General features: G+C 66.0%; 17 protein-coding genes and 1 tRNA gene. 7 read left to right on the top strand and 11 right to left on the bottom strand.

Annotation, left to right across the window (positions count from 1 at the left end; genetic code table 11):
- Positions 1 to 17 precede the first annotated feature (17 nt).
- Positions 18 to 2,054, bottom strand: coding sequence for an FAD-dependent oxidoreductase (locus QM685_RS04585; RefSeq protein WP_415113191.1), 2,037 nt, complete (start codon positions 2,052 to 2,054; stop codon positions 18 to 20).
- Between the two features lie 309 nt (positions 2,055 to 2,363).
- Between QM685_RS04585 and QM685_RS04580 the strand changes: the two genes are divergently transcribed.
- The gene (locus QM685_RS04580; protein WP_415113188.1) at positions 2,364 to 3,158 is read left to right on the top strand and encodes a DUF4397 domain-containing protein; all 795 of its coding nucleotides are present in this window, start codon (positions 2,364 to 2,366) and stop codon (positions 3,156 to 3,158) included.
- A 183-nt stretch (positions 3,159 to 3,341) separates the two neighbouring features.
- Here the strand turns inward: QM685_RS04580 and QM685_RS04575 are convergent, their stop codons facing one another.
- Positions 3,342 to 3,479 (bottom strand): entericidin A/B family lipoprotein, encoded by a 138-nt coding sequence (locus QM685_RS04575; protein WP_415113186.1) that lies wholly within the window; start codon positions 3,477 to 3,479, stop codon positions 3,342 to 3,344.
- 218 nt (positions 3,480 to 3,697) lie between these two features.
- On the bottom strand, positions 3,698 to 5,146 hold the full coding sequence (locus QM685_RS04570; RefSeq protein WP_415113972.1) for a sensor histidine kinase: 1,449 nt from the start codon (positions 5,144 to 5,146) through the stop codon (positions 3,698 to 3,700).
- Between the two features lie 256 nt (positions 5,147 to 5,402).
- Here QM685_RS04570 and QM685_RS04565 point away from each other — a divergent pair, with 256 nt between their 5' ends.
- The 5 genes from QM685_RS04565 (at position 5,403) to QM685_RS04545 (ending at position 7,883) form a co-directional block, all read left to right on the top strand.
- Entirely contained in the window at positions 5,403 to 5,579 is a 177-nt protein-coding gene (locus QM685_RS04565; protein WP_090805380.1) for a DUF1328 family protein, read from the top strand.
- Positions 5,580 to 5,667: 88 nt separating this feature from the next.
- The gene (locus tag QM685_RS04560) at positions 5,668 to 5,829 is read left to right on the top strand and encodes a DUF1328 domain-containing protein (protein WP_006052455.1); all 162 of its coding nucleotides are present in this window, start codon (positions 5,668 to 5,670) and stop codon (positions 5,827 to 5,829) included.
- 212 nt (positions 5,830 to 6,041) lie between these two features.
- A complete protein-coding gene (locus QM685_RS04555) occupies positions 6,042 to 6,614 on the top strand; it encodes a ferritin-like domain-containing protein (protein WP_415113182.1) in 573 nt (190 codons plus the stop codon).
- A gap of 184 nt (positions 6,615 to 6,798) precedes the next feature.
- Complete coding sequence (locus QM685_RS04550; protein ID WP_415113180.1) at positions 6,799 to 7,431, top strand: response regulator; 633 nt, start codon at positions 6,799 to 6,801, stop codon at positions 7,429 to 7,431.
- 20 nt (positions 7,432 to 7,451) lie between these two features.
- A complete protein-coding gene (locus tag QM685_RS04545; protein WP_415113178.1) occupies positions 7,452 to 7,883 on the top strand; it encodes a response regulator in 432 nt (143 codons plus the stop codon).
- A gap of 22 nt (positions 7,884 to 7,905) precedes the next feature.
- Here QM685_RS04545 and QM685_RS04540 read toward each other — a convergent pair whose 3' ends face one another.
- The 7 genes from QM685_RS04540 to QM685_RS04510 all read right to left on the bottom strand — a co-directional run bounded on the left by QM685_RS04540 (position 7,906) and on the right by QM685_RS04510 (position 15,246).
- A complete protein-coding gene (locus QM685_RS04540) occupies positions 7,906 to 9,105 on the bottom strand; it encodes an MFS transporter (RefSeq protein WP_415113176.1) in 1,200 nt (399 codons plus the stop codon).
- Between the two features lie 114 nt (positions 9,106 to 9,219).
- The gene (locus QM685_RS04535; protein WP_415113174.1) at positions 9,220 to 10,044 is read right to left on the bottom strand and encodes a phosphodiesterase; all 825 of its coding nucleotides are present in this window, start codon (positions 10,042 to 10,044) and stop codon (positions 9,220 to 9,222) included.
- Positions 10,045 to 10,099: 55 nt separating this feature from the next.
- Positions 10,100 to 11,182 carry an ABC transporter ATP-binding protein gene (locus tag QM685_RS04530; RefSeq protein ID WP_415113172.1) on the bottom strand — a complete coding sequence of 361 codons (1,083 nt, stop codon included), beginning with the start codon at positions 11,180 to 11,182 and terminating at the stop codon, positions 10,100 to 10,102.
- Positions 11,179 to 12,096, bottom strand: coding sequence for an ABC transporter permease (locus QM685_RS04525; protein WP_415113970.1), 918 nt, complete (start codon positions 12,094 to 12,096; stop codon positions 11,179 to 11,181). The genes QM685_RS04530 and QM685_RS04525 overlap by 4 nt, the downstream gene beginning before the upstream one ends.
- Before the next feature lie 50 nt (positions 12,097 to 12,146).
- A complete protein-coding gene (locus QM685_RS04520; protein WP_415113170.1) occupies positions 12,147 to 12,965 on the bottom strand; it encodes an ABC transporter permease in 819 nt (272 codons plus the stop codon).
- Positions 12,962 to 14,044, bottom strand: a complete 1,083-nt coding sequence (locus tag QM685_RS04515; protein WP_415113168.1) for an ABC transporter substrate-binding protein — start codon at positions 14,042 to 14,044, stop codon at positions 12,962 to 12,964. Before QM685_RS04515 ends, QM685_RS04520 begins: the two co-directional genes overlap by 4 nt.
- Positions 14,045 to 14,172: 128 nt before the next feature.
- Positions 14,173 to 15,246: a LacI family DNA-binding transcriptional regulator gene (locus QM685_RS04510; RefSeq protein ID WP_415113166.1), complete on the bottom strand. Its 1,074-nt coding sequence runs from the start codon at positions 15,244 to 15,246 to the stop codon at positions 14,173 to 14,175.
- Positions 15,247 to 15,443: 197 nt separating this feature from the next.
- On the opposite strand from QM685_RS04510, the gene QM685_RS04505 reads away from it, so the two are divergent.
- Positions 15,444 to 15,528 (top strand) — tRNA-Leu (locus tag QM685_RS04505).
- 187 nt (positions 15,529 to 15,715) lie between these two features.
- Here the strand turns inward: QM685_RS04505 and QM685_RS04500 are convergent.
- Positions 15,716 to 16,606, bottom strand: a complete 891-nt coding sequence (locus QM685_RS04500) for a glutamate/aspartate ABC transporter substrate-binding protein (protein ID WP_415113968.1) — start codon at positions 16,604 to 16,606, stop codon at positions 15,716 to 15,718.
- Positions 16,607 to 16,743 lie beyond the last annotated feature (137 nt).

Here is a 16,743-nt window from a genome sequence, read left to right as displayed (position 1 = left end):
CTTCAAAAGGGCGGCCTTCAAAGCGCCGCCGCCAGCTCCGCGCCCTCGCGAATCGCGCGCTTCGCATCGAGTTCGGCTGCGTGCTTCGCGCCGCCGATCACATGAAAACGCGGACCGCCTTCGCTTTTACCCTCAACCGAAGGCAACAGATCGCGCAACGACTCCTGCCCCGCGCACACGACGATCGTATCCACGTCGAGCCATTCGTCGGCACCGTCACGCGCGATTCTCAAACCGCGTGCGCTGATCTCGCGATACTCGACGCCGCCCAGCATCTTCACGCCGTTCCTCGCGAGCGTCGCGCGATGCACCCAACCCGAGGTCTTGCCGAGTCCGGCGCCGGGTTTGCCGGCCTTGCGCTGCAACAGCCAGATCTGCCGCGCGGGTTGCGCGGGCGCGGGCGGCTTCAGGCCGCCGCGCTCGCGCACCGCGAGATCGACGCCCCATTCGTCGAGCCACGTGTCGCGTGGCACCGGCAGCGGTTCGCCCGCGCGATGCAGCAGAAACTCGCTGACGTCGAAGCCGATGCCGCCCGCGCCGATCACCGCGACCCGCGCGCCGACCGGCGAGCCGCGCAGCACGTCCACGTACGACAGCACGTTAGGCCCGTCGATGCCGGCAATCGCCGGGCGCCGCGGCACGATGCCGGTCGCGACGATCACGTCGTCGTAGGCGCCCGCGGCGAGCAGCGCCGCATCGACCCGCGTGCCGAGCCGCACGTCGACGCGATGGCGCCGCAACTGACTCTGGAAATAGCGGATCGTCTCGCTGAACTCTTCCTTGCCCGGCACCCGCATCGCCAGATTGAACTGGCCGCCGAGCGTGTCGCTCGCCTCGAACAGCGTCACGCGATGCCCGCGCGACGCCGCCACCGTCGCCGCCGACAAACCCGCCGGGCCCGCGCCGACCACCGCGATCGAACGCGCGGCCCGCGGGTCCGCGAGCGGCCGATAGATCAGCTCGGTCTCGCGTCCCGCGCGCGGATTCACGAGACAACTCGCGCGCTGATTGCGGAACGTGTGATCGAGGCAGGCCTGGTTGCACGCGATGCAGGTGTTGATCTCGTGCGCGCGGCCCTCGGCGCTCTTCAGCACGAACTCGGGATCGGCGAGCAGCGGCCGGGCCATCGAAACGAGATCGGCCGCGCCGTCGGCGATCAATGCGTCGCCGATCTCCGGTGTGTTGATACGGTTCGACGCGATCACCGGCACGTCGACCGCGGCCTTCAGGCGCGCGGTGAGCGCCGCGAACGCCGCGCGCGGCACCGAGGTCACGATGGTCGGCACGCGCGCCTCGTGCCAGCCGATGCCGGTGTTGAACATCGTCACGCCGGTCGCTTCGAGTGCCTGCGCGACCTGCACGGTCTCATCCCACGTATTGCCGCCTTCGACGAGATCGATCAGCGACAGCCGGTACACGACGATAAAGCGTTCGCCGCACACCGCGCGCACCTGCTCGACGATCTCGCGCGCGAGCCGCATGCGGTTGCCGATACTGCCGCCGTAGCGGTCGGTGCGCCGATTCGTGCGCGGGCACAGGAACTGGTTCAGCAGATAGCCTTCGCTGCCCATGATCTCGATGCCGTCATAACCCGCGCGTTGCGCGAGCCGCGCGCAGCGCGCGTAATCGCGCACGGTCTTGCCGATGCCGGCGAGACTGAGCGCGCGCGGCTTGAACTTCGAGATCGGCGACCTGATTGCGGAGGCCGACACGACGAACGGCTGATATCCGTAACGGCCCGCATGCAGGATCTGCAACGCGATCTTGCCGCCCTCGGCGTGCACGGCTTCGGTCAGCAGCCGGTGATTGCGCAGGTCGAACACCGAGTTCAGCGTGCCGCCGAACGGCAGCAGCCAGCCCTGACGGTTCGGCGAAATGCCGCCGGTGATGATCAGCCCGACGCCGCCTTTCGCGCGCTCGCGGAAGTATGCGGCCAGTTGCGGGTAATGCCAGAAGCGGTCTTCCATGCCGGTATGCATCGAACCCATCACGACGCGGTTGCGCAGCCGCGTGAAGCCCAGGTCGAGCCCGGCGAGTAAGTGTTGGTAAGACATGCAGGGGGCCGTGTAAGTATGGGAGCCGCCGGAACGATACACCGCGCGGCGGCCCGGACCGCCGAGGAAAAATTCTAAATCCGCGCAAGCCGTTGTCGCTCAGGACCTTTATCGGAAGTCCGATGCCGTTGCGACCCTTGCGGCACACGCATTGCTCATTGCGAGCGTCCACATCGGCACGGACCGCGTCGCGCGAAGCGCCGGCGCACGGTGCCGCATGGATGGGAGGGGGTGTCCGCGGGTTTGCCGCGGAAGCCACATATCAATGGGCGACGGGTTGACAGCCCGACATCAAGACAGGTGAACACAATGAAAATGATCCGAACCATGGCGGCGGTCGTTGCCGCCGCATCGATTCTCAGCGCATGCGGCGGCGGCTCCGACGACGCCGGCAAGGAGCTCGGGCTGACCAATCCCGAGATCCATTTCATCCATGCGATTCCGAGCGGGCCCGCGGTGGACTTCCTCGTCAACGGCAGCGCGCCTTCCGGGCAAACCAACATCTCCTATAAGGGCGTCACCAACCTCACCAACATCAACACCGGTTCGACGACCGTCGCGTATGCGGCGACCGGCACCAAGACCGCGCTCGCGAGCGGCACGTTCCCCGATGTCGCGAAGGGCCACGAGTACACCGTGCTCGCGTTGCCGGGTCTGGCCGCGCCCGATATCGGCCTGATCGACGATCCGTTCGACAAGGGGCTGCTGTCCAATAGCGCGCGCGTGCGGGGCTTCAATGCATCGGCGAACGCGACCAATCTCGACCTGTACCTCGTGCAGGCGAGCTCGACCAGCATCGCGACGGTGTCGCCGACGATCGCCGGTGTGTCGTTCAAGAACGCGGTGCCGCCGAGCGGCCAGGATTCGATCTACGTATCGGGCGGCCAGTACGTGCTGATCGCGACCGTGGCCGGCAGCAAGACACCGATCTTCCAGTCGCAGGCGTTCTCACTGTCGAACAATGCCGACTGGCTGATCACGTCGGTGCCGGTCGGCGGTGCGATCACCCAGCTCGAGCCGGGGCAGATCCATCTGCTGATCGCGCAGAACGGCAACACGAGCACGCCGAGCATCGAGCTGACGAATACGTTGACGGGGCAATGACGTGACCCGCTAGCGAGCTCGGGCAGCGCGGCGATCCACGCGGGTGGATCGCCGCGCTGTTTTTTATGCGCGGATGAGGCGCGCTGAAGGTTCAAACGCTGAAGGTTCAAAACATCGCGGAGCAAAAAAAACCCGTCGCGGAGGTCTCGCGACGGGCTGGTCGACATGCCATGTGCGTGCAGCTTATTTAGCCTTTTCCGCTGAATTCGTGAGGGCATTGCCGCCCTTCGAGATGTCTTCGCCGGCTCCCGCCATCGTGTTGCAGCCGGTGGCCAGCATTGCCGTTCCTGCAAGCAGAAGCAAAGCGATCAGTCGAGTCATGAGAGTTCTCCTTGTCGAGAATGCATCGGTTGATGTCGTCCGACCGGGGCCATGCCAGTCGATCAGGTCTCGATCCGTTCTCGAACCGGCCTGATTGCATGGTAAAAAAAGGGCGGGGGCGGCGCTGTCGGCCGCGTGGCGATTTTGTTGTAGGCGTGCTCCGGTGTTTGCGTCGGCGCACTCCTACAACGTTGCGCGCGCGCTGTCGCGAGGTCTTGCTACACGGGGCTTTGCGATGGGGTCGAGGGGGACGGAGGGGCAGCCGCGGCAGTCTGCACAGACGGTGCGGGCGGCGGCAGGTCGACCGACGGCGTCGCGGTGCTCGCGCCCGGCATCACGACGTCGATGTCGGTGCCGTTGTGCGCGCCGCGCCGGATCTCGAAGCGCCCGCCATGCGCGGCCACGCGCTGGCGCATGCCGAGCAGACCGTGCGTGTGCGTGCGCGTCAGATCGGCGGGCATGATGCCGACGCCGTTATCGGCGATATGCAGCGCGACCTCGCCATCGCCGACCCGCAACGCAATCGAGACTTTCGACGCCCGCGCGTACTTCGCCGCGTTCGTCAGCGACTCCTGCGCGACGCGAAAGAGCGCGATTTCGGTTTGCTCGTCGAGCTGGATATCGTCGGCGGGCAGATGCAGTTCGAGCGTCCAGTTGTTGCGCTGCGCGGCTTCGTCGGCGAGCGTGCGCAGCGCGGTCACGAGCCCGAAATTGGCGAGCACGGTCGGCCGCATGTCCTCGATGATGCGGCGCTTCAGCGCGATGCCCTGATCGAGATTCGCGAGCACGCGCTTGAGCTTGTCGGCGAGTTCGGGCTCGCTGTCCTTCAGTTTGCGGCGCGCCCACGCGACGTCCATCCGGCAGGCGGTCAGGATCGCGCCGAGTTCGTCGTGCAGCTCGCGGGCGAGCTGGGTTTTTTCGTTTTCGCTGACCGCCTGCAGATGCCAGCCGAGCGCTTCGAGCTGACGCGTGCGCTCGTTGACGAGCTGGTCGAGCTCTTCCTGCTGCGTGATCAGTTGACGCTGCGCGCGCGCCTGCCGGTCGATCTGAATGCCGAGATTGCGAAACAGCAGGATGAACAACACGATGTTCAACGCCGACAGCCCCGCCGCGCACAGCGTGGAGAGCCGCTGATCGGCGCGGCTCGCGGCGAGCGCATGCTGCGCGCGGCGTTCTTCGTTGTCGCGCAACAGCGTGAGCGTGCTGTCGATCAACGACGCGTCGGCGGCATCGACACTGCCGGTGCCGCCGCACGCGCCGAGATCGAGCGGATGTGGCGCCGCGTGCTGCAATGCGGCGGCGCCCGCGCCGATGCGCGCGTCGATCAGCGCGAGAATCTGCGTGAAGCTCGCGAGTTCGGCGCTGTCCGCGCTGCCGCCGTGATAGAAGCGCTCCAGTTGCCGCGTATTTTCACGAATGCGCGCGGCGCTCGCGCAGAACGCGTGGGCGGATGCGTCGTCCTTTGTCAGAAGAAACTGGTTTTGCCGCGCGCCGAGGCGCGAGAGTTCGCTCGCGAGCGTGCTCAGTTGCACGGTGACGTCGCGCGCTTCGAGCGCGGTTTCGTATTCGGCGGTAATGCGCTCGCGCGCGGTCTCGAGAATCACGAGGCCGCCCACCGTGATGACGATCGCCACCGTCATCGCGATCGCCCAGCTACGGTTGCGCATCCACTCGGCGAGCCGCGCCGCGGCGCGCGGGCCGGGTATTTCCGGCGGGTTCTGCAGGTTCGACACGTTCGGCTCCTCGGGTCGGGCATCGGCGTCATGTTCGCCGCATCGCGCGCGACGACGCCCGCGTAACGCTGCCGTAATCCAATGTAAGCGGATTCTCACACGAAAAACGGCGAGCGTCGGAATGCGCGCGCCGGTGCCCATCGCTAGGATGGACCTGATCGTTCATTCAATGTTTCGGGAGGAAGCCATCATGTTGAAGTGGGCACTGTTCTTCGCCATCGTGGCGGTGATCGCCGGTCTTCTCGGCTTTACCGGCATCGCAGCCGGCGCGGCGGCGATCGCGAAGTTCCTGTTCTTCGTATTCGTCGTGCTATGCGTGGTGTTCCTCGTTCTTGGCTTCGTCGTGACGAAGAAGATGATCGATTAGCGCGGCTCGTTCGAGTGTGGGCAAGCCGCGCCTGCGTGGCAGGCGAGCGGCTTGCTGATAACCGATACCAACAAAAGGGAGAATCGCCATGCTTCACTATGCCATCGTCTTCTTCGTGATTGCGATCATCGCCGCCGTGTTCGGTTTTACCGGCATTGCGGCGGGAGCGGCCGAAATCGCGAAGATTCTGTTCTATATCTTTCTGGTCGTGTTCGTGGTCACGTTGCTGCTCGGCGTGTTCCGAACCTAGCCACGCGAGTGCGAACGTGGGTCACACGGTGTACGCAGCGCGATGTACCCGATAAACAAGGCGCGCGAACGCGGGCGATCTTGCGTGGTTGACGTACCGCGCCACTCGATCTCCGGCGTTCGCGATACGCGCCGTCATTACTCTGCCGGCGCAGCAGGCGCGATTCATGCGTGATGCGCCATTCCCCCAATACAGGTTAAAGGAGAAGTTCGATGACGAAGCAATCCGACGCCCAACGCACGGCGTCCCGCTCGGGCGACACGTTCGTGATGGACATCAAGAAGATTCGCGCGGACGCGCGCAAGCATATGTCGGACGGTCCGGTCACGCCGAGCTACGGCGCGAATCGCGAGACGGTGCTCAAGCTGCTCAACGACGCGCTCGCGACCGAAATCGTCTGCACGTTGCGCTACAAACGCCATTACTTCATGGCCAAGGGCATCAATTCCGAAGCGGTCGCGACGGAGTTCGACGAGCATGCGACCGAGGAACAGGAACACGCGGACCGCATCGCCGAGCGCATCGTGCAGCTCGGCGGCGAACCCGATTTCGCGCCGGACGGACTCGGCACCCGCGCGCATTCGGAATACAAGGAAGGCGCCAATTTGACCGACATGATTCGCGAGAACCTGGTCGCCGAGCGCATCGCGATCGACACGTATCGCGAGATCATCCACTATCTCGGCGAAAAGGACGTGACCACGCGCCGGTTGTTCGAGGAAATTCTCGCGGTCGAGGAGGAGCATGCGGACGATATGGCCGATCTGCTGGCCGGGCGTGAATAACGCGCGGGCGGCGGCGATGAAGCGTTGAAGGAAAGAGCGCGGGTGCACCGGCGAGAGGGCGGCTCGCGCGCGCGGCATGAGTGGAGTGCCGCGCGAGCCCGCCGTCGCCTTGCCCGCCGGCCCCGCGCCCGGATCATTACAATGTCTGCTTCGGCGTTACGCCTTTTGCACGGACACCCAACCGATGATTCGAGTGCTGATAGCTGACGATCACGCGATCGTCCGAGGCGGTTTCAGACAGTTCGTCGCCGACGAGCCGGACATGTGCGTCGCCGCCGAGGCGGCCACCGGCGAGGAGGCCATTGGGCTCGTGCGCGAGCAGGCGTTCGACGTCGTGCTGCTCGACATCGCGATGCCGGACAAGAACGGCATCGACACGTTGCGCGTGATCAAGCAGGTGCGCCCCGAGCAGGGCGTGCTGATTCTGTCCGGCTACCCGGAAAGCCAGTACGCGATCAATCTGCTGCGCGCGGGCGCGAACGGTTATCTGAACAAGGACTGCGAGCCGGAGGAGATCGTGCGCGCGATCCGCTCGGTCGCGCGCGGGCATCGCTATCTGTCGGAGGCGGTCGCCGATACGCTCGCCGACAATCTTGACAAGCCCGCGGCGGGACGCCCGCACGAAGCGCTGTCGGAGCGCGAGTTCCAGATCTTCTGCAAGCTCGCGGCCGGGCGCTTGCCCACCGAGATCGCGGAGGAACTGCATCTGTCGGTGAAGACCGTGAGCACGTATCGCACGCGCGTGCTCGAAAAAATGCGCCTCGCGAACAACGCGGACCTCACTTATTACGCGATCAAGAACGGCCTGATCGAATGATGGACGAGCGAGACATTCCGATGAACAGCGAACCGAACCCTGTTGCCGAGTCAGCCAGCCGCGCGCCGTTGCGCGTGCTGCTGATCGAGGATTCGCCGCTGATCCGCCGCAGCCTGATGGAGGCGATCGATTCGTCCGGTCTGCTGCGGGTGGCCGCTTACGCCGATTCGGCCGATCAGGCGATCGCGCTGCTCGGCGACGAAGCGTTCGATGCGGTGATCGTCGACCTGCAGCTCAAGCAGGGCTCGGGCGTGCCCGTGCTCGCGTATCTGCAGCGCGAAGGGCTGATCGACGCGATGTTCGCGGCGGTGCTGACCAACCACGCGCTGCCCGCGTATCGCGCGCGCTGCGAACAGTATGGCGTGCGGCACTTTTACGACAAATCGTTCGAATTCGACCGCGTGCTCGATGCGCTGCACGAGTATGCGCAGGCGCGCGGCGACGGCGCCTGAAACCGCGCCCGATGTGCAAGGCTCAATGCGCGGCGCGCGCCGGCCGCTGCAAATGAATCGACGCGGCGAGCCCCGCGAACACGATGCCCGCGATACTGACGCCGATCCAGCCGAACGCCGGCCAGACGATCGCGCCGACACCCGAGCCGAGCGCGCCACCGATGAAATACGTGACCATGTACACGGTATTCACGCGGCTGCGCGCATCGGGCTTGAGCGCATAGATGCGCGACTGGTTCGAAATCTGCGCGGCCTGCACGCCGATGTCGAGAATGATCACGCCGGCCACGAGCCCGGCGATGCTCTTCGCCGACACGCCGAAAATCACGAACGCGATCGCGACGAACACGATCGAGACGGTAATGATCGCGCGCGGTCCGCGCCGGTCGGCGAACTTGCCGGCGAGCGGCGCGGCCATCGCGCCCGCCGCGCCGACGATCCCGAACAGTCCCGCTGCCTGCGGCCCGAGATGAAACGGCGCGCCGGCGAGCAGCAGCGCGAGCACCGACCAGAAGATGCTGAACGCCGCAAAGAGCGCCGCGCCGGTCAGCGACGCCTCGCGCAGCGCGCGATGCTCGACGACCAGATGCCACATCGACACCAGCAGCTTGCCGTACGGCAGCGCCGAGGTCGGCTGGCTTTTCGGCAAGCGCAGGATGATGACGACCGCCAGCGCGAGCAGCGCGACCACCGACGCGCCGAACACCGCGCGCCAGCCGAAGTACTGGGCGACGATGCCCGCCGCGGTCCGCGCCAGCAGAATGCCGAGCAGCAGGCCGCTCATCACGGTGCCGACCGCATGGCCGCGCCCGGACGGCGGCGCGAGTTCGGCCGCGAACGGCACCGCCTGCTGCGCGATCGTCGCGAGCACGCCGATCGCGAGGCTCGCGACGATCAGCACCGCGAGCGTCGGCGCCGAAGCCGCGACGACGAGCGCGACGCAGATCCCGGCGATCTGCAGCAGGATCAGCAGACGCCGGTCGAAGCGGTCGCCGAGCGGCGCGAGCAGCAGCATGCCGGCAGCGTAGCCGAGCTGCGTGACGGCCGGCACCGCGCCGACCCACGACGCGCTGCCCGGAAACGATTGGCGGAAGTTATCGAGCAGCGGCTGGTTGTAATAGATGTTCGCGACCGAGATCCCGGCGATCGTCGCCAGCAGCAGCAACAGGCTGCGCAACGAGCGGGCGGAGGAAGCGGAAGTGGAAGCGTCGGAAGTGGACATGACGGAGGCGGATCGAGGGACCGGCCCATGCGCGGTCCTCAAGCGTGCCGATCATACCGGAGCAGGGCGGTTCCTGCTGGCGGTCGCGAAGGCCGGCCGCCAGCGTCGTTCGTGTCAATCGATCAGCCCGTCGTCGTCGTAAAACGGATACGGCCCGTCGGCCGCATCGACGTACGCCAGATGCGTGACAAGACCCGTCGCCGGATCGTAGCGGTGCAGCGCATACGCGGGCGGCTCCATCACGAATTCCGATGGCGCATCGTCGCGCAGATCGAGCGCGACCTGGTGTGCGGGCGACGGAATCGCGCTCGCGATCGTGCCGCCGAAGCGCACGAACATCGAGCGGTGCACGTGGCCGCAGATCACGCGCTCGACGTTCGGATGCGCGCCGATCAACGCCGCGAGCTGGTCCGACGCCGCCTGATCGAGCCGTATTTCATCCATATGCCCGATACCGCTGACAAACGGCGGATGATGCAGCGCAACCACCACCGGCTTGCCGCGCGCCGCGTCGAGCTGGCGCGCAAGCCACGCGAGCCGCGCGTCGCACAGCATGCCGCCGCTTGCGCCGGGGATCAGCGAATCGAGCGCGATCAGGCGCAGCGGACCGACGTCGAGCGCGTATTGCACGAACTCGCCGCCGCCGTGCAATTCCGCGCGCTCGGGAAAGGCCGCGCGCAACGCGTCGCGGTCGTCGTGATTGCCGACCATCAGGAAGTAGGGGATCTGAAGCGGCGCGAGCAGCGTCTTCAGGTGCGCGTACTGTTGCGGGTCGCCCTGATCGACGAGATCGCCGGTCATGATCACCGCGTCCGGGCGCGGCACGAGCGCATTGAGCGCGGCGACGCAGCGCGCGAGATAGGCGGCGGTATCGACGCGGCGATACGCGAGCACGCCGGGCCGCTTGATATGCAGGTCGCTAATTTGAGCCAGCAGCATGGGGGAGTCCTTTGGGTCTTGCGTGTCGAAACGCCTGGGTTCGGCGCTGTTCTTTCTAAGATAGTGCAATGAGCGCGTCCTGCTCGATCGAGATGCCGACCGGCGTGCCGCGCGCGAGCTCGATGCGGCCCGCGACGTCGACGAAGAGCGGCTCCGGCGCGGCGCCGCCAATCGTCAGACGCGTGCGTTCGCCGAGAAACGCGGTGCTTTCGACATGGCCGCGCAACTGCGCGCTCGCGGGGTCGGCGAGCCGCGCGTCCTCCGGGCGGAAGAAGATTTCGTGCACGCCGGTTGCGGGCGCGGTGTTTGCGGAGACCTGTGTGACAGCTTGCGTGACGACATGCGCGGGCAGCGGCACGGCCCCGCCGGCCGTCGTCAGCATGCCGTCGCGCCGCTCGCCCGCGAGCCGGTTGATCGTGCCGACGAACTGCGCGACCGTGCGATTCGCCGGGCGATAGTAGATGTCGCGCGGCGAACCGGTCTGCTCGATACGCCCGGCGCTCATTACGACGATGCGATCGCCGAGTTCCATTGCTTCGGCCTGATCGTGCGTCACGTAGACGGTCGTGATGCCGAGTTCGCGCAGCAGCGCGTTCATCTCGCCGCGCAACGTATCGCGCAGACGCGCGTCGAGCGCGGTCAGCGGCTCGTCGAGCAGCAGCACGCGCGGCTGCACCGCGAGCGCGCGGGCGAGCGCCACGCGTTGGCGCTGGCCGCCGGAGAGCTGATCGACCGGTTTGTCGGCATGCGCGGTGAGCCGCATCATGCCGAGCAGTTCGTCGACGCGTTGCCGCGCGAGCGCGGCCGGCACGCGCCGGATCTTCAGCCCGTAGCCGATGTTGCCGCGCACCGTCAGATTCGGAAACAGCGCGTAGCTCTGGAACACCATGCCGACCGCGCGTTTTTCGATCGGCAGCGCGGTGACGTCGTCGTCGCCGAACGCGATGCGCCCGCCCGCGTCGGGTGTTTCGAGCCCCGCGATCATGCGCAGCGTGGTCGTCTTGCCGCAGCCGGACGGTCCGAGCAGCACGAGGGTTTCGCCCGCGCCGATCGCGAGATCGAGCGGTTCGAGTACGCGCGTGCCGCGAAACGTTTTGGCGCACTGCGTGAGCGTGATGGGAACCGAGATCAGTTTCATGGCGTGTCGTCGGATTTCGCGGAAGAGGCGCCGCGCTGTTTCGACGCGCTGCGCTGGCCGGTCGCATCGACGCCGAGCCATTGCATCGCGACGAGCAGCGGCATCGTCATGATGAAGAACAGGATCGTGTACGCGCTGCCGATCTCGATGCGCATCGACGCGTAGGTGTCGGCGAGGCCGACCGGCAGCGTCTTCGTATCGGGCGTGTGCAGCATCCACGTGAGGTTGAATTCGCCGATCGACAGCGTCAGCACCGCGAGCGCGCCCGCGACGATGCCGGGCCGCGCGTTCGGCAGCACGATCGTCACGAAGCGCGTGAAGAAGCGCGCGCCGAGGCTCGCCGCGCCTTCCTCGAGCGTGCGCAGATCGCTGCTCGCGCAGACCGCGGCGACCGCGCGCACCATGAACGGCAGCGTGAACACTACATGGCCGACGACGATGAACGCCGCGCTCATGCGAAACGCGGTGAAGCCGCCGTAGATCACGAGCAGCGCGAGCGCCGACGCGAGGCCGGGCAGCGCGATCGGCAGCACCAGAAATTCCTCGACGACGCGCGCGAAACGCGTCTTGCTGCGCGCGAGCACGTAGCCCGCGGGCACGCCGGTCAGCAGCGTGACCGCGAGCGTCGCCGCCGCGACTTCGAGCGACAGCCATACCGAGTCGTGATACTGCGCCCACACCTCAATGAGCCAGCGCAGCGTGAGGCCGCTCGAAATCCCCTTGAAGTAGTTGACCGTGAGGCCGGCCATGATCGACATCACGACCGGCACGATCAGGAACGCGCACAGCAGCAGCGTGACGAGCCATTGACCGGCCGCGAGCCACGTTCGCGTGGACGGCCACGCGCGCCGCGCGCGCGGTCCCGCGGCCGGCTGCGACGGAGAGGGAGACGAAGGGGCGGTGATCGAGCTCATGGGGGTGGGGTCGTTCCGTTCGCGCATGCCTGCTTCGGGCGCCGTGCCGCTCATGCGCTTGCCGCCACGCCCGAGCCGCTGGCGCTGCGCGCGAGCACGGCCCACGTGACGACGCCGAGCACGATCGACAGACCCGCGGCCGTCACCATGTTCGCGTTCAGCGTGAACTCGGTGTAGATGGTCATCGGCAGCACGTCGATGTCGGTCGCGAGCGTAAATGCGGTGCCGAACGCGCCCATTGCGGTGGCGAAGCACACCGCGCCCGCCGCGATCAGACCCGGCGACAGCGCGGGCAGCACGATGTCGCGCATGATCCGCCACGGCGACGCGCCAAGCGAGCGCGCGGCTTCCTCGAGCGACGCATCGAGTTTGGTCGCCGAGGCCATCACGGTGACGATCACGCGCGGAATCGAGAAGTACAGATAGCCGAGAAAAAGGCCGCTCATCGAATACGCGAACACCCAGCGATCGCCGGTGAGTTTCAGCGACAGCGCGCCGACGAGCCCCTGACGCCCGGCAAGCATGATGACCATGAAGCCGACCACGACGCCCGGAAACGCGAGCGGAAACGTCAGCAGCGCAAGCAGCGTGCGCTTGAGCGCAAACTCGCGGCGCGCGAGCAGCAGACCGGCGATCACCGACAGCACGAGCGTGGCCGCCGTGACCGCCGCCGACAGCACGACGGTCGCGCCGAGGCTCGACATGTAGCGCGGATTCGTCAGCAGCGCGCGATAGGTCGCGAACGCGTGGCCGTCGCCGGACAGTTGCGCGAGCGCGCCCATCGGCAGCAGCCAGAACGCGATGAACACCGCGAGCGCCGGCGCGAGCAACGCGATGCGCCAGCGCAGCGGGAACGTGACGTCGTTCAATGCATCACCTGCAGATAGCGCTCGCCGAAGCTCGACTGCTTGTCGGCCATCTTCGCGAAGTCGACCGCTTTCGCGCGGGCGTAGTCGCTCGCGGGCAGGAATTTCGCCGCGATGTCGGGGCTCATCGCACTCGCGCGCACCGGCCGCAGATACGCCTGCGCCCACAGCTTCTGGCCTTCGTCGGACAGCACGAAGTCGAGCACCTTCTTGCCGTTCGCTTCGTGCGGCGCGCCCTTCACGAGGCTCATCACGTACGGCACCGAAATCGTGCCTTCCTTCGGAATCACGAATTCGACGTTCGCATGATCCTTGTACTTCGCGCGATACGCGTCGAAATCGTAGTCGAGCAGGATCGGAATTTCGCCGGACAGCACGCGCGCGTACGCGGTCTGTTTCGGCACGATCGGCGCATTGGTCTTCAGCTTCCTGAACCAGTCGAGGCCCGGCTCGAAGTTGTCGAGCGTGCCGCCGAGCGCCTGGTTCACCGCGACCGCGCCCGCGTAGCCGACGAACGCGCTCGACGGATCGAGGTAGCCGATCATCCCTTTGTATTCAGGCTTGAGCAGATCGGCCCACGAGCGTGGCACCGGCTTGCCTTCGAGCGCGTCCTTGTTGACGAAGAAGCCGAGCGTGCCCGAATGGATCGCGAACCAGTAGCCTTGCGGATCCTTCAGGTCGGCGGGAATGTTGTCCCAGTGCGCGGGCCGGTACGGCTGGATCACGCCCTTGTCCTTCGCCTGGAACGCCGACGACACGCCGAGATAGACGACGTCCGCGACCGGGCTCTTCTGCTCGGCCATCAGTTGCGCGATCGCCTGGCCGGAGTTCTTGTTGTCGAACGGCACGCGAATGCCGGTCTTCTGCTGGATCGCCTTGATCTGGCTTGCCCAGTCGGCCCATTCAGGCGGGCAGTTGTAGCAGATCGCGGTCTCGTCGGCGTGAGCGGCTTGCGTCGCGAGCGCCGCGAAGGTCGCGCCCGCGACGAGCAGGCTCGCGGGCAGCGCCGTTGCGGCGGCGAGCGAAAGTTTGCGCCAGAGCGGTTTTAGCGAGGAAGCGAAGCGTGTGGTTGAGCGGATCACTGCGGGTCTCCAGGTGGAAAAGGGCGGGTGGGCGTTACGTGCTTCGTGCGGCTCCTGTTTTCACCGGGAGCGCGTCGCCGTTCGCATGGCGCTTACATTCATCCAGACGTGCCTGCCGCGGCATCGCTTCATGCGCAGGGTTTTTCCTCGGTCGACGCCGCGACGCTGGGCGGCGATATATCGAGGCGATCCGCGAGCGCCGCGATCGTCGCGCCTTCGCGCACGCTGTGCGGCAGGGTCAGCGCAAGCGAGGTCTGGCCGCATGCGTCGTAATCGCCGCCGATGCGCGCGAGCAAGCGCCGCCACGCCGCGCAGCCGATCTCGCGATTCGGCGCGCAGATGCTCGCGAGCGGCGGCGACAGCAGCTCGCCCATCGCGAGCCCGTCGAAGCCGAGAATCGACATCTGCTGTGGAATTGTCAGCCGCGCGCGGCGCAGACCCCGCATCACGACCATCGCGAGCAGATCGTTGCTGCAGAAAAGGGCGGTGGGGCGGGTCGTGCCGTGGGTCAGATGCGCGAGCACGGACGGCGCGAGTTCTGCCGCGTTGAAATCGACTTCGAGCGCGGGCGCGGGCGTGAGCCCGGCCTGCTGCATCGCCTGCGTATAGCCGAGATGCCGCTGGCGCGCGCGGTCCGACGCGGCGAACGAGCCGGCCAGCATCAGGATGCGGCGATGGCCGTGCGCGATGAGCCGGCGCACGCCGTCGTAGGCGGCGAGGCGGTTGTCGACCGACACCGACGGACGCCGCACCGTGTCGTTGTGCATCAGCACGTAGAGCAGCCCGGTGCGGTCGAGTTCGTCGAGCAGCGGATGCGTGTCGGCATCGGCGACGGTCAGGATCAGCCCTTCGACGCGATGTTCGCGCAGCGTTTCGATCGCGTGACGTTCGCGCTCGATGTCGTACTGCGTGGTCATCAGCATCAGCCGGTAGCCTTGCGCCGACGCGAGGTCGTCGATGCCTTGCAGGCATTCGGCGAACACCGGATTGGCGAGCGTCGGCAGGATCACGCCGATCAGGCGCGAGCGTTCGCCGCGCAATTGGCGGCCGAGCGGACTGGGGCGGAAGTTGAGCGCGTCGATCGACTGACGCACCTTGTCGAGCGTGACGGGGTTCACGGTATGCGGCGCGTTGATCGCGCGCGATACCGTGGCGATGGAAAAACCCGCGTGGGCGGCGACATCCTTGATCGTCGGCGTCATCGGTTTTACGTTCCGCTGTAAACGTTTTCGGTGAGCGGATTATCGGGAACGTTTGTGACCGGCGGATGACCGTGGGGCGGGGGCCGGATGCGAGCGGGGAGTAGCGCGATGGGCCGTCTGTCTATCGGCGGATATGCCGGGTTGGGTGCGCTTGCGAGGCGGTGGTAGAATTCGCGACCACGCGTGATTGCGCTCCTGCCGGGGTGATGAAATTGGTAAACATAGCGGACTTAAAATCCGCCGCCTTCGGGCTTGCCGGTTCAAGTCCGGTCCCCGGCACCAAGGACGTATTCCGACACGTTTCGCTGAAATCCGTAAAGCCGCCGTTCCATACGGCTCCGCGGCTTTTTTGCTGGTATCTGGCCGGATCTCCGCTGCCTCGATCGGCAGATACCAGCATGCCACCATGCCGCTTACCACCGCCAGGGTTCCTCTGCGGCCGCCGTCCGATCACGTCCGCCGGTCTGGCTCATTGATACGGCTTGTCATTGGGATTGGCGAAGTGATCCTTGACTTCGGCCGTCATCGGGAAATTCAGATTGATGCCCTTGGGTGGAATGGGCTTCATGAACCATCGGTCGTACAACTTTGCCGCCTCGCCTGATTTCATCGTTGCTACGAGCGTCTGATCGACGAGCGCCTTGAACTCGGGATCGTCCTTGCGCATGACGAGTCCGTACGCTTCATAAGACTGCGGTTTTCCGACAACTTCGTAGGCCGAGGCGTCCGAAGATTTCGCAAGCTGGCCGTAGAGAAGCGCGTCGTCCATCATGAACGCCGCCGCACGGCCGCTTTGCAGCGTCAGGAAAGACTCGGCGTGATCTTTCGCGCTGATCACGTTCATATGCATGTTGTTCTTGTAGTTCATCTCCCGAAGAATCTTCTCCGAGGTCGTGCCGGCTGTCGTCACGACGGTCTTGCTGGCCAGATCGGGAAAGTCCTTTATCCCTGAGTTCCTGGCGACCAGAAGACGCGTGCCGATGACGAATGTCGTATCGGAGAATGCAACCTGCTTTTCGCGGTCGGTGTTGTTCGTCGTGGATCCGCACTCCAGATCCACCGTGCCGTTGATGATCAGCGGCAGCCGGTTCTGCGAAGTGGTCGGCATCTCCTTTACCGTCAGGTTTGGCATATGCAATCTGTCCTTGATCGCATTCACGACAATGCCGCACAGGTCCGCCGAGTAGCCGACGACTTTCTGCTGATCGTCATAGTAGGAAAAGGGAACCGACGATTCCCGTACTCCCAGCGTCACGACGCCGTCTTTTCTGATCTTCGCGAGCGTGCCGGTGTCTTGCGCAACCGCCGACGTTGCGATCGCCCACGCGCATAGCAGGAGGGGAACATCTCTCAGTTTCATGCAACCACCACGAAGTAGGAAGGTTTGGAAAGAGTCTCCACCACCACGGCGAGCGGAACCGTTATGCGTTGGTCCGCAACCGGCGTGCCGATGCGCCTGCTGCCCTCGCAAGGCGGGAGACCCGACGAGCTATGGTA

The sequence above is a fragment of the Paraburkholderia sp. genome (assembly GCF_047605525.1).
Lineage (GTDB): Bacteria > Pseudomonadota > Gammaproteobacteria > Burkholderiales > Burkholderiaceae > Paraburkholderia.
The sequence above is the reverse complement of the archived record's forward strand: the minus strand, read 5'-3'. Positions and strand labels throughout refer to the sequence as shown.

Bases quoted from the DNA above. Each gene is read 5' to 3' on its own strand.
- QM685_RS04585 (WP_415113191.1), bottom strand. From the start codon at position 2,054: ATGTCTTACCAACACTTACTCGCCGGGCTCGACCTGGGCTTCACGCGG.
- QM685_RS04580 (WP_415113188.1), top strand. From the start codon at position 2,364: ATGAAAATGATCCGAACCATGGCGGCGGTCGTTGCCGCCGCATCGATT.
- QM685_RS04575 (WP_415113186.1), bottom strand. From the start codon at position 3,479: ATGACTCGACTGATCGCTTTGCTTCTGCTTGCAGGAACGGCAATGCTG.
- QM685_RS04570 (WP_415113972.1), bottom strand. From the start codon at position 5,146: ATGCGCAACCGTAGCTGGGCGATCGCGATGACGGTGGCGATCGTCATC.
- QM685_RS04565 (WP_090805380.1), top strand. From the start codon at position 5,403: ATGTTGAAGTGGGCACTGTTCTTCGCCATCGTGGCGGTGATCGCCGGT.
- QM685_RS04560 (WP_006052455.1), top strand. From the start codon at position 5,668: ATGCTTCACTATGCCATCGTCTTCTTCGTGATTGCGATCATCGCCGCC.
- QM685_RS04555 (WP_415113182.1), top strand. From the start codon at position 6,042: ATGACGAAGCAATCCGACGCCCAACGCACGGCGTCCCGCTCGGGCGAC.
- QM685_RS04550 (WP_415113180.1), top strand. From the start codon at position 6,799: ATGATTCGAGTGCTGATAGCTGACGATCACGCGATCGTCCGAGGCGGT.
- QM685_RS04545 (WP_415113178.1), top strand. From the start codon at position 7,452: ATGAACAGCGAACCGAACCCTGTTGCCGAGTCAGCCAGCCGCGCGCCG.
- QM685_RS04540 (WP_415113176.1), bottom strand. From the start codon at position 9,105: ATGTCCACTTCCGACGCTTCCACTTCCGCTTCCTCCGCCCGCTCGTTG.
- QM685_RS04535 (WP_415113174.1), bottom strand. From the start codon at position 10,044: ATGCTGCTGGCTCAAATTAGCGACCTGCATATCAAGCGGCCCGGCGTG.
- QM685_RS04530 (WP_415113172.1), bottom strand. From the start codon at position 11,182: ATGAAACTGATCTCGGTTCCCATCACGCTCACGCAGTGCGCCAAAACG.
- QM685_RS04525 (WP_415113970.1), bottom strand. From the start codon at position 12,096: ATGAGCTCGATCACCGCCCCTTCGTCTCCCTCTCCGTCGCAGCCGGCC.
- QM685_RS04510 (WP_415113166.1), bottom strand. From the start codon at position 15,246: ATGACGCCGACGATCAAGGATGTCGCCGCCCACGCGGGTTTTTCCATC.
- QM685_RS04500 (WP_415113968.1), bottom strand. From the start codon at position 16,606: ATGAAACTGAGAGATGTTCCCCTCCTGCTATGCGCGTGGGCGATCGCA.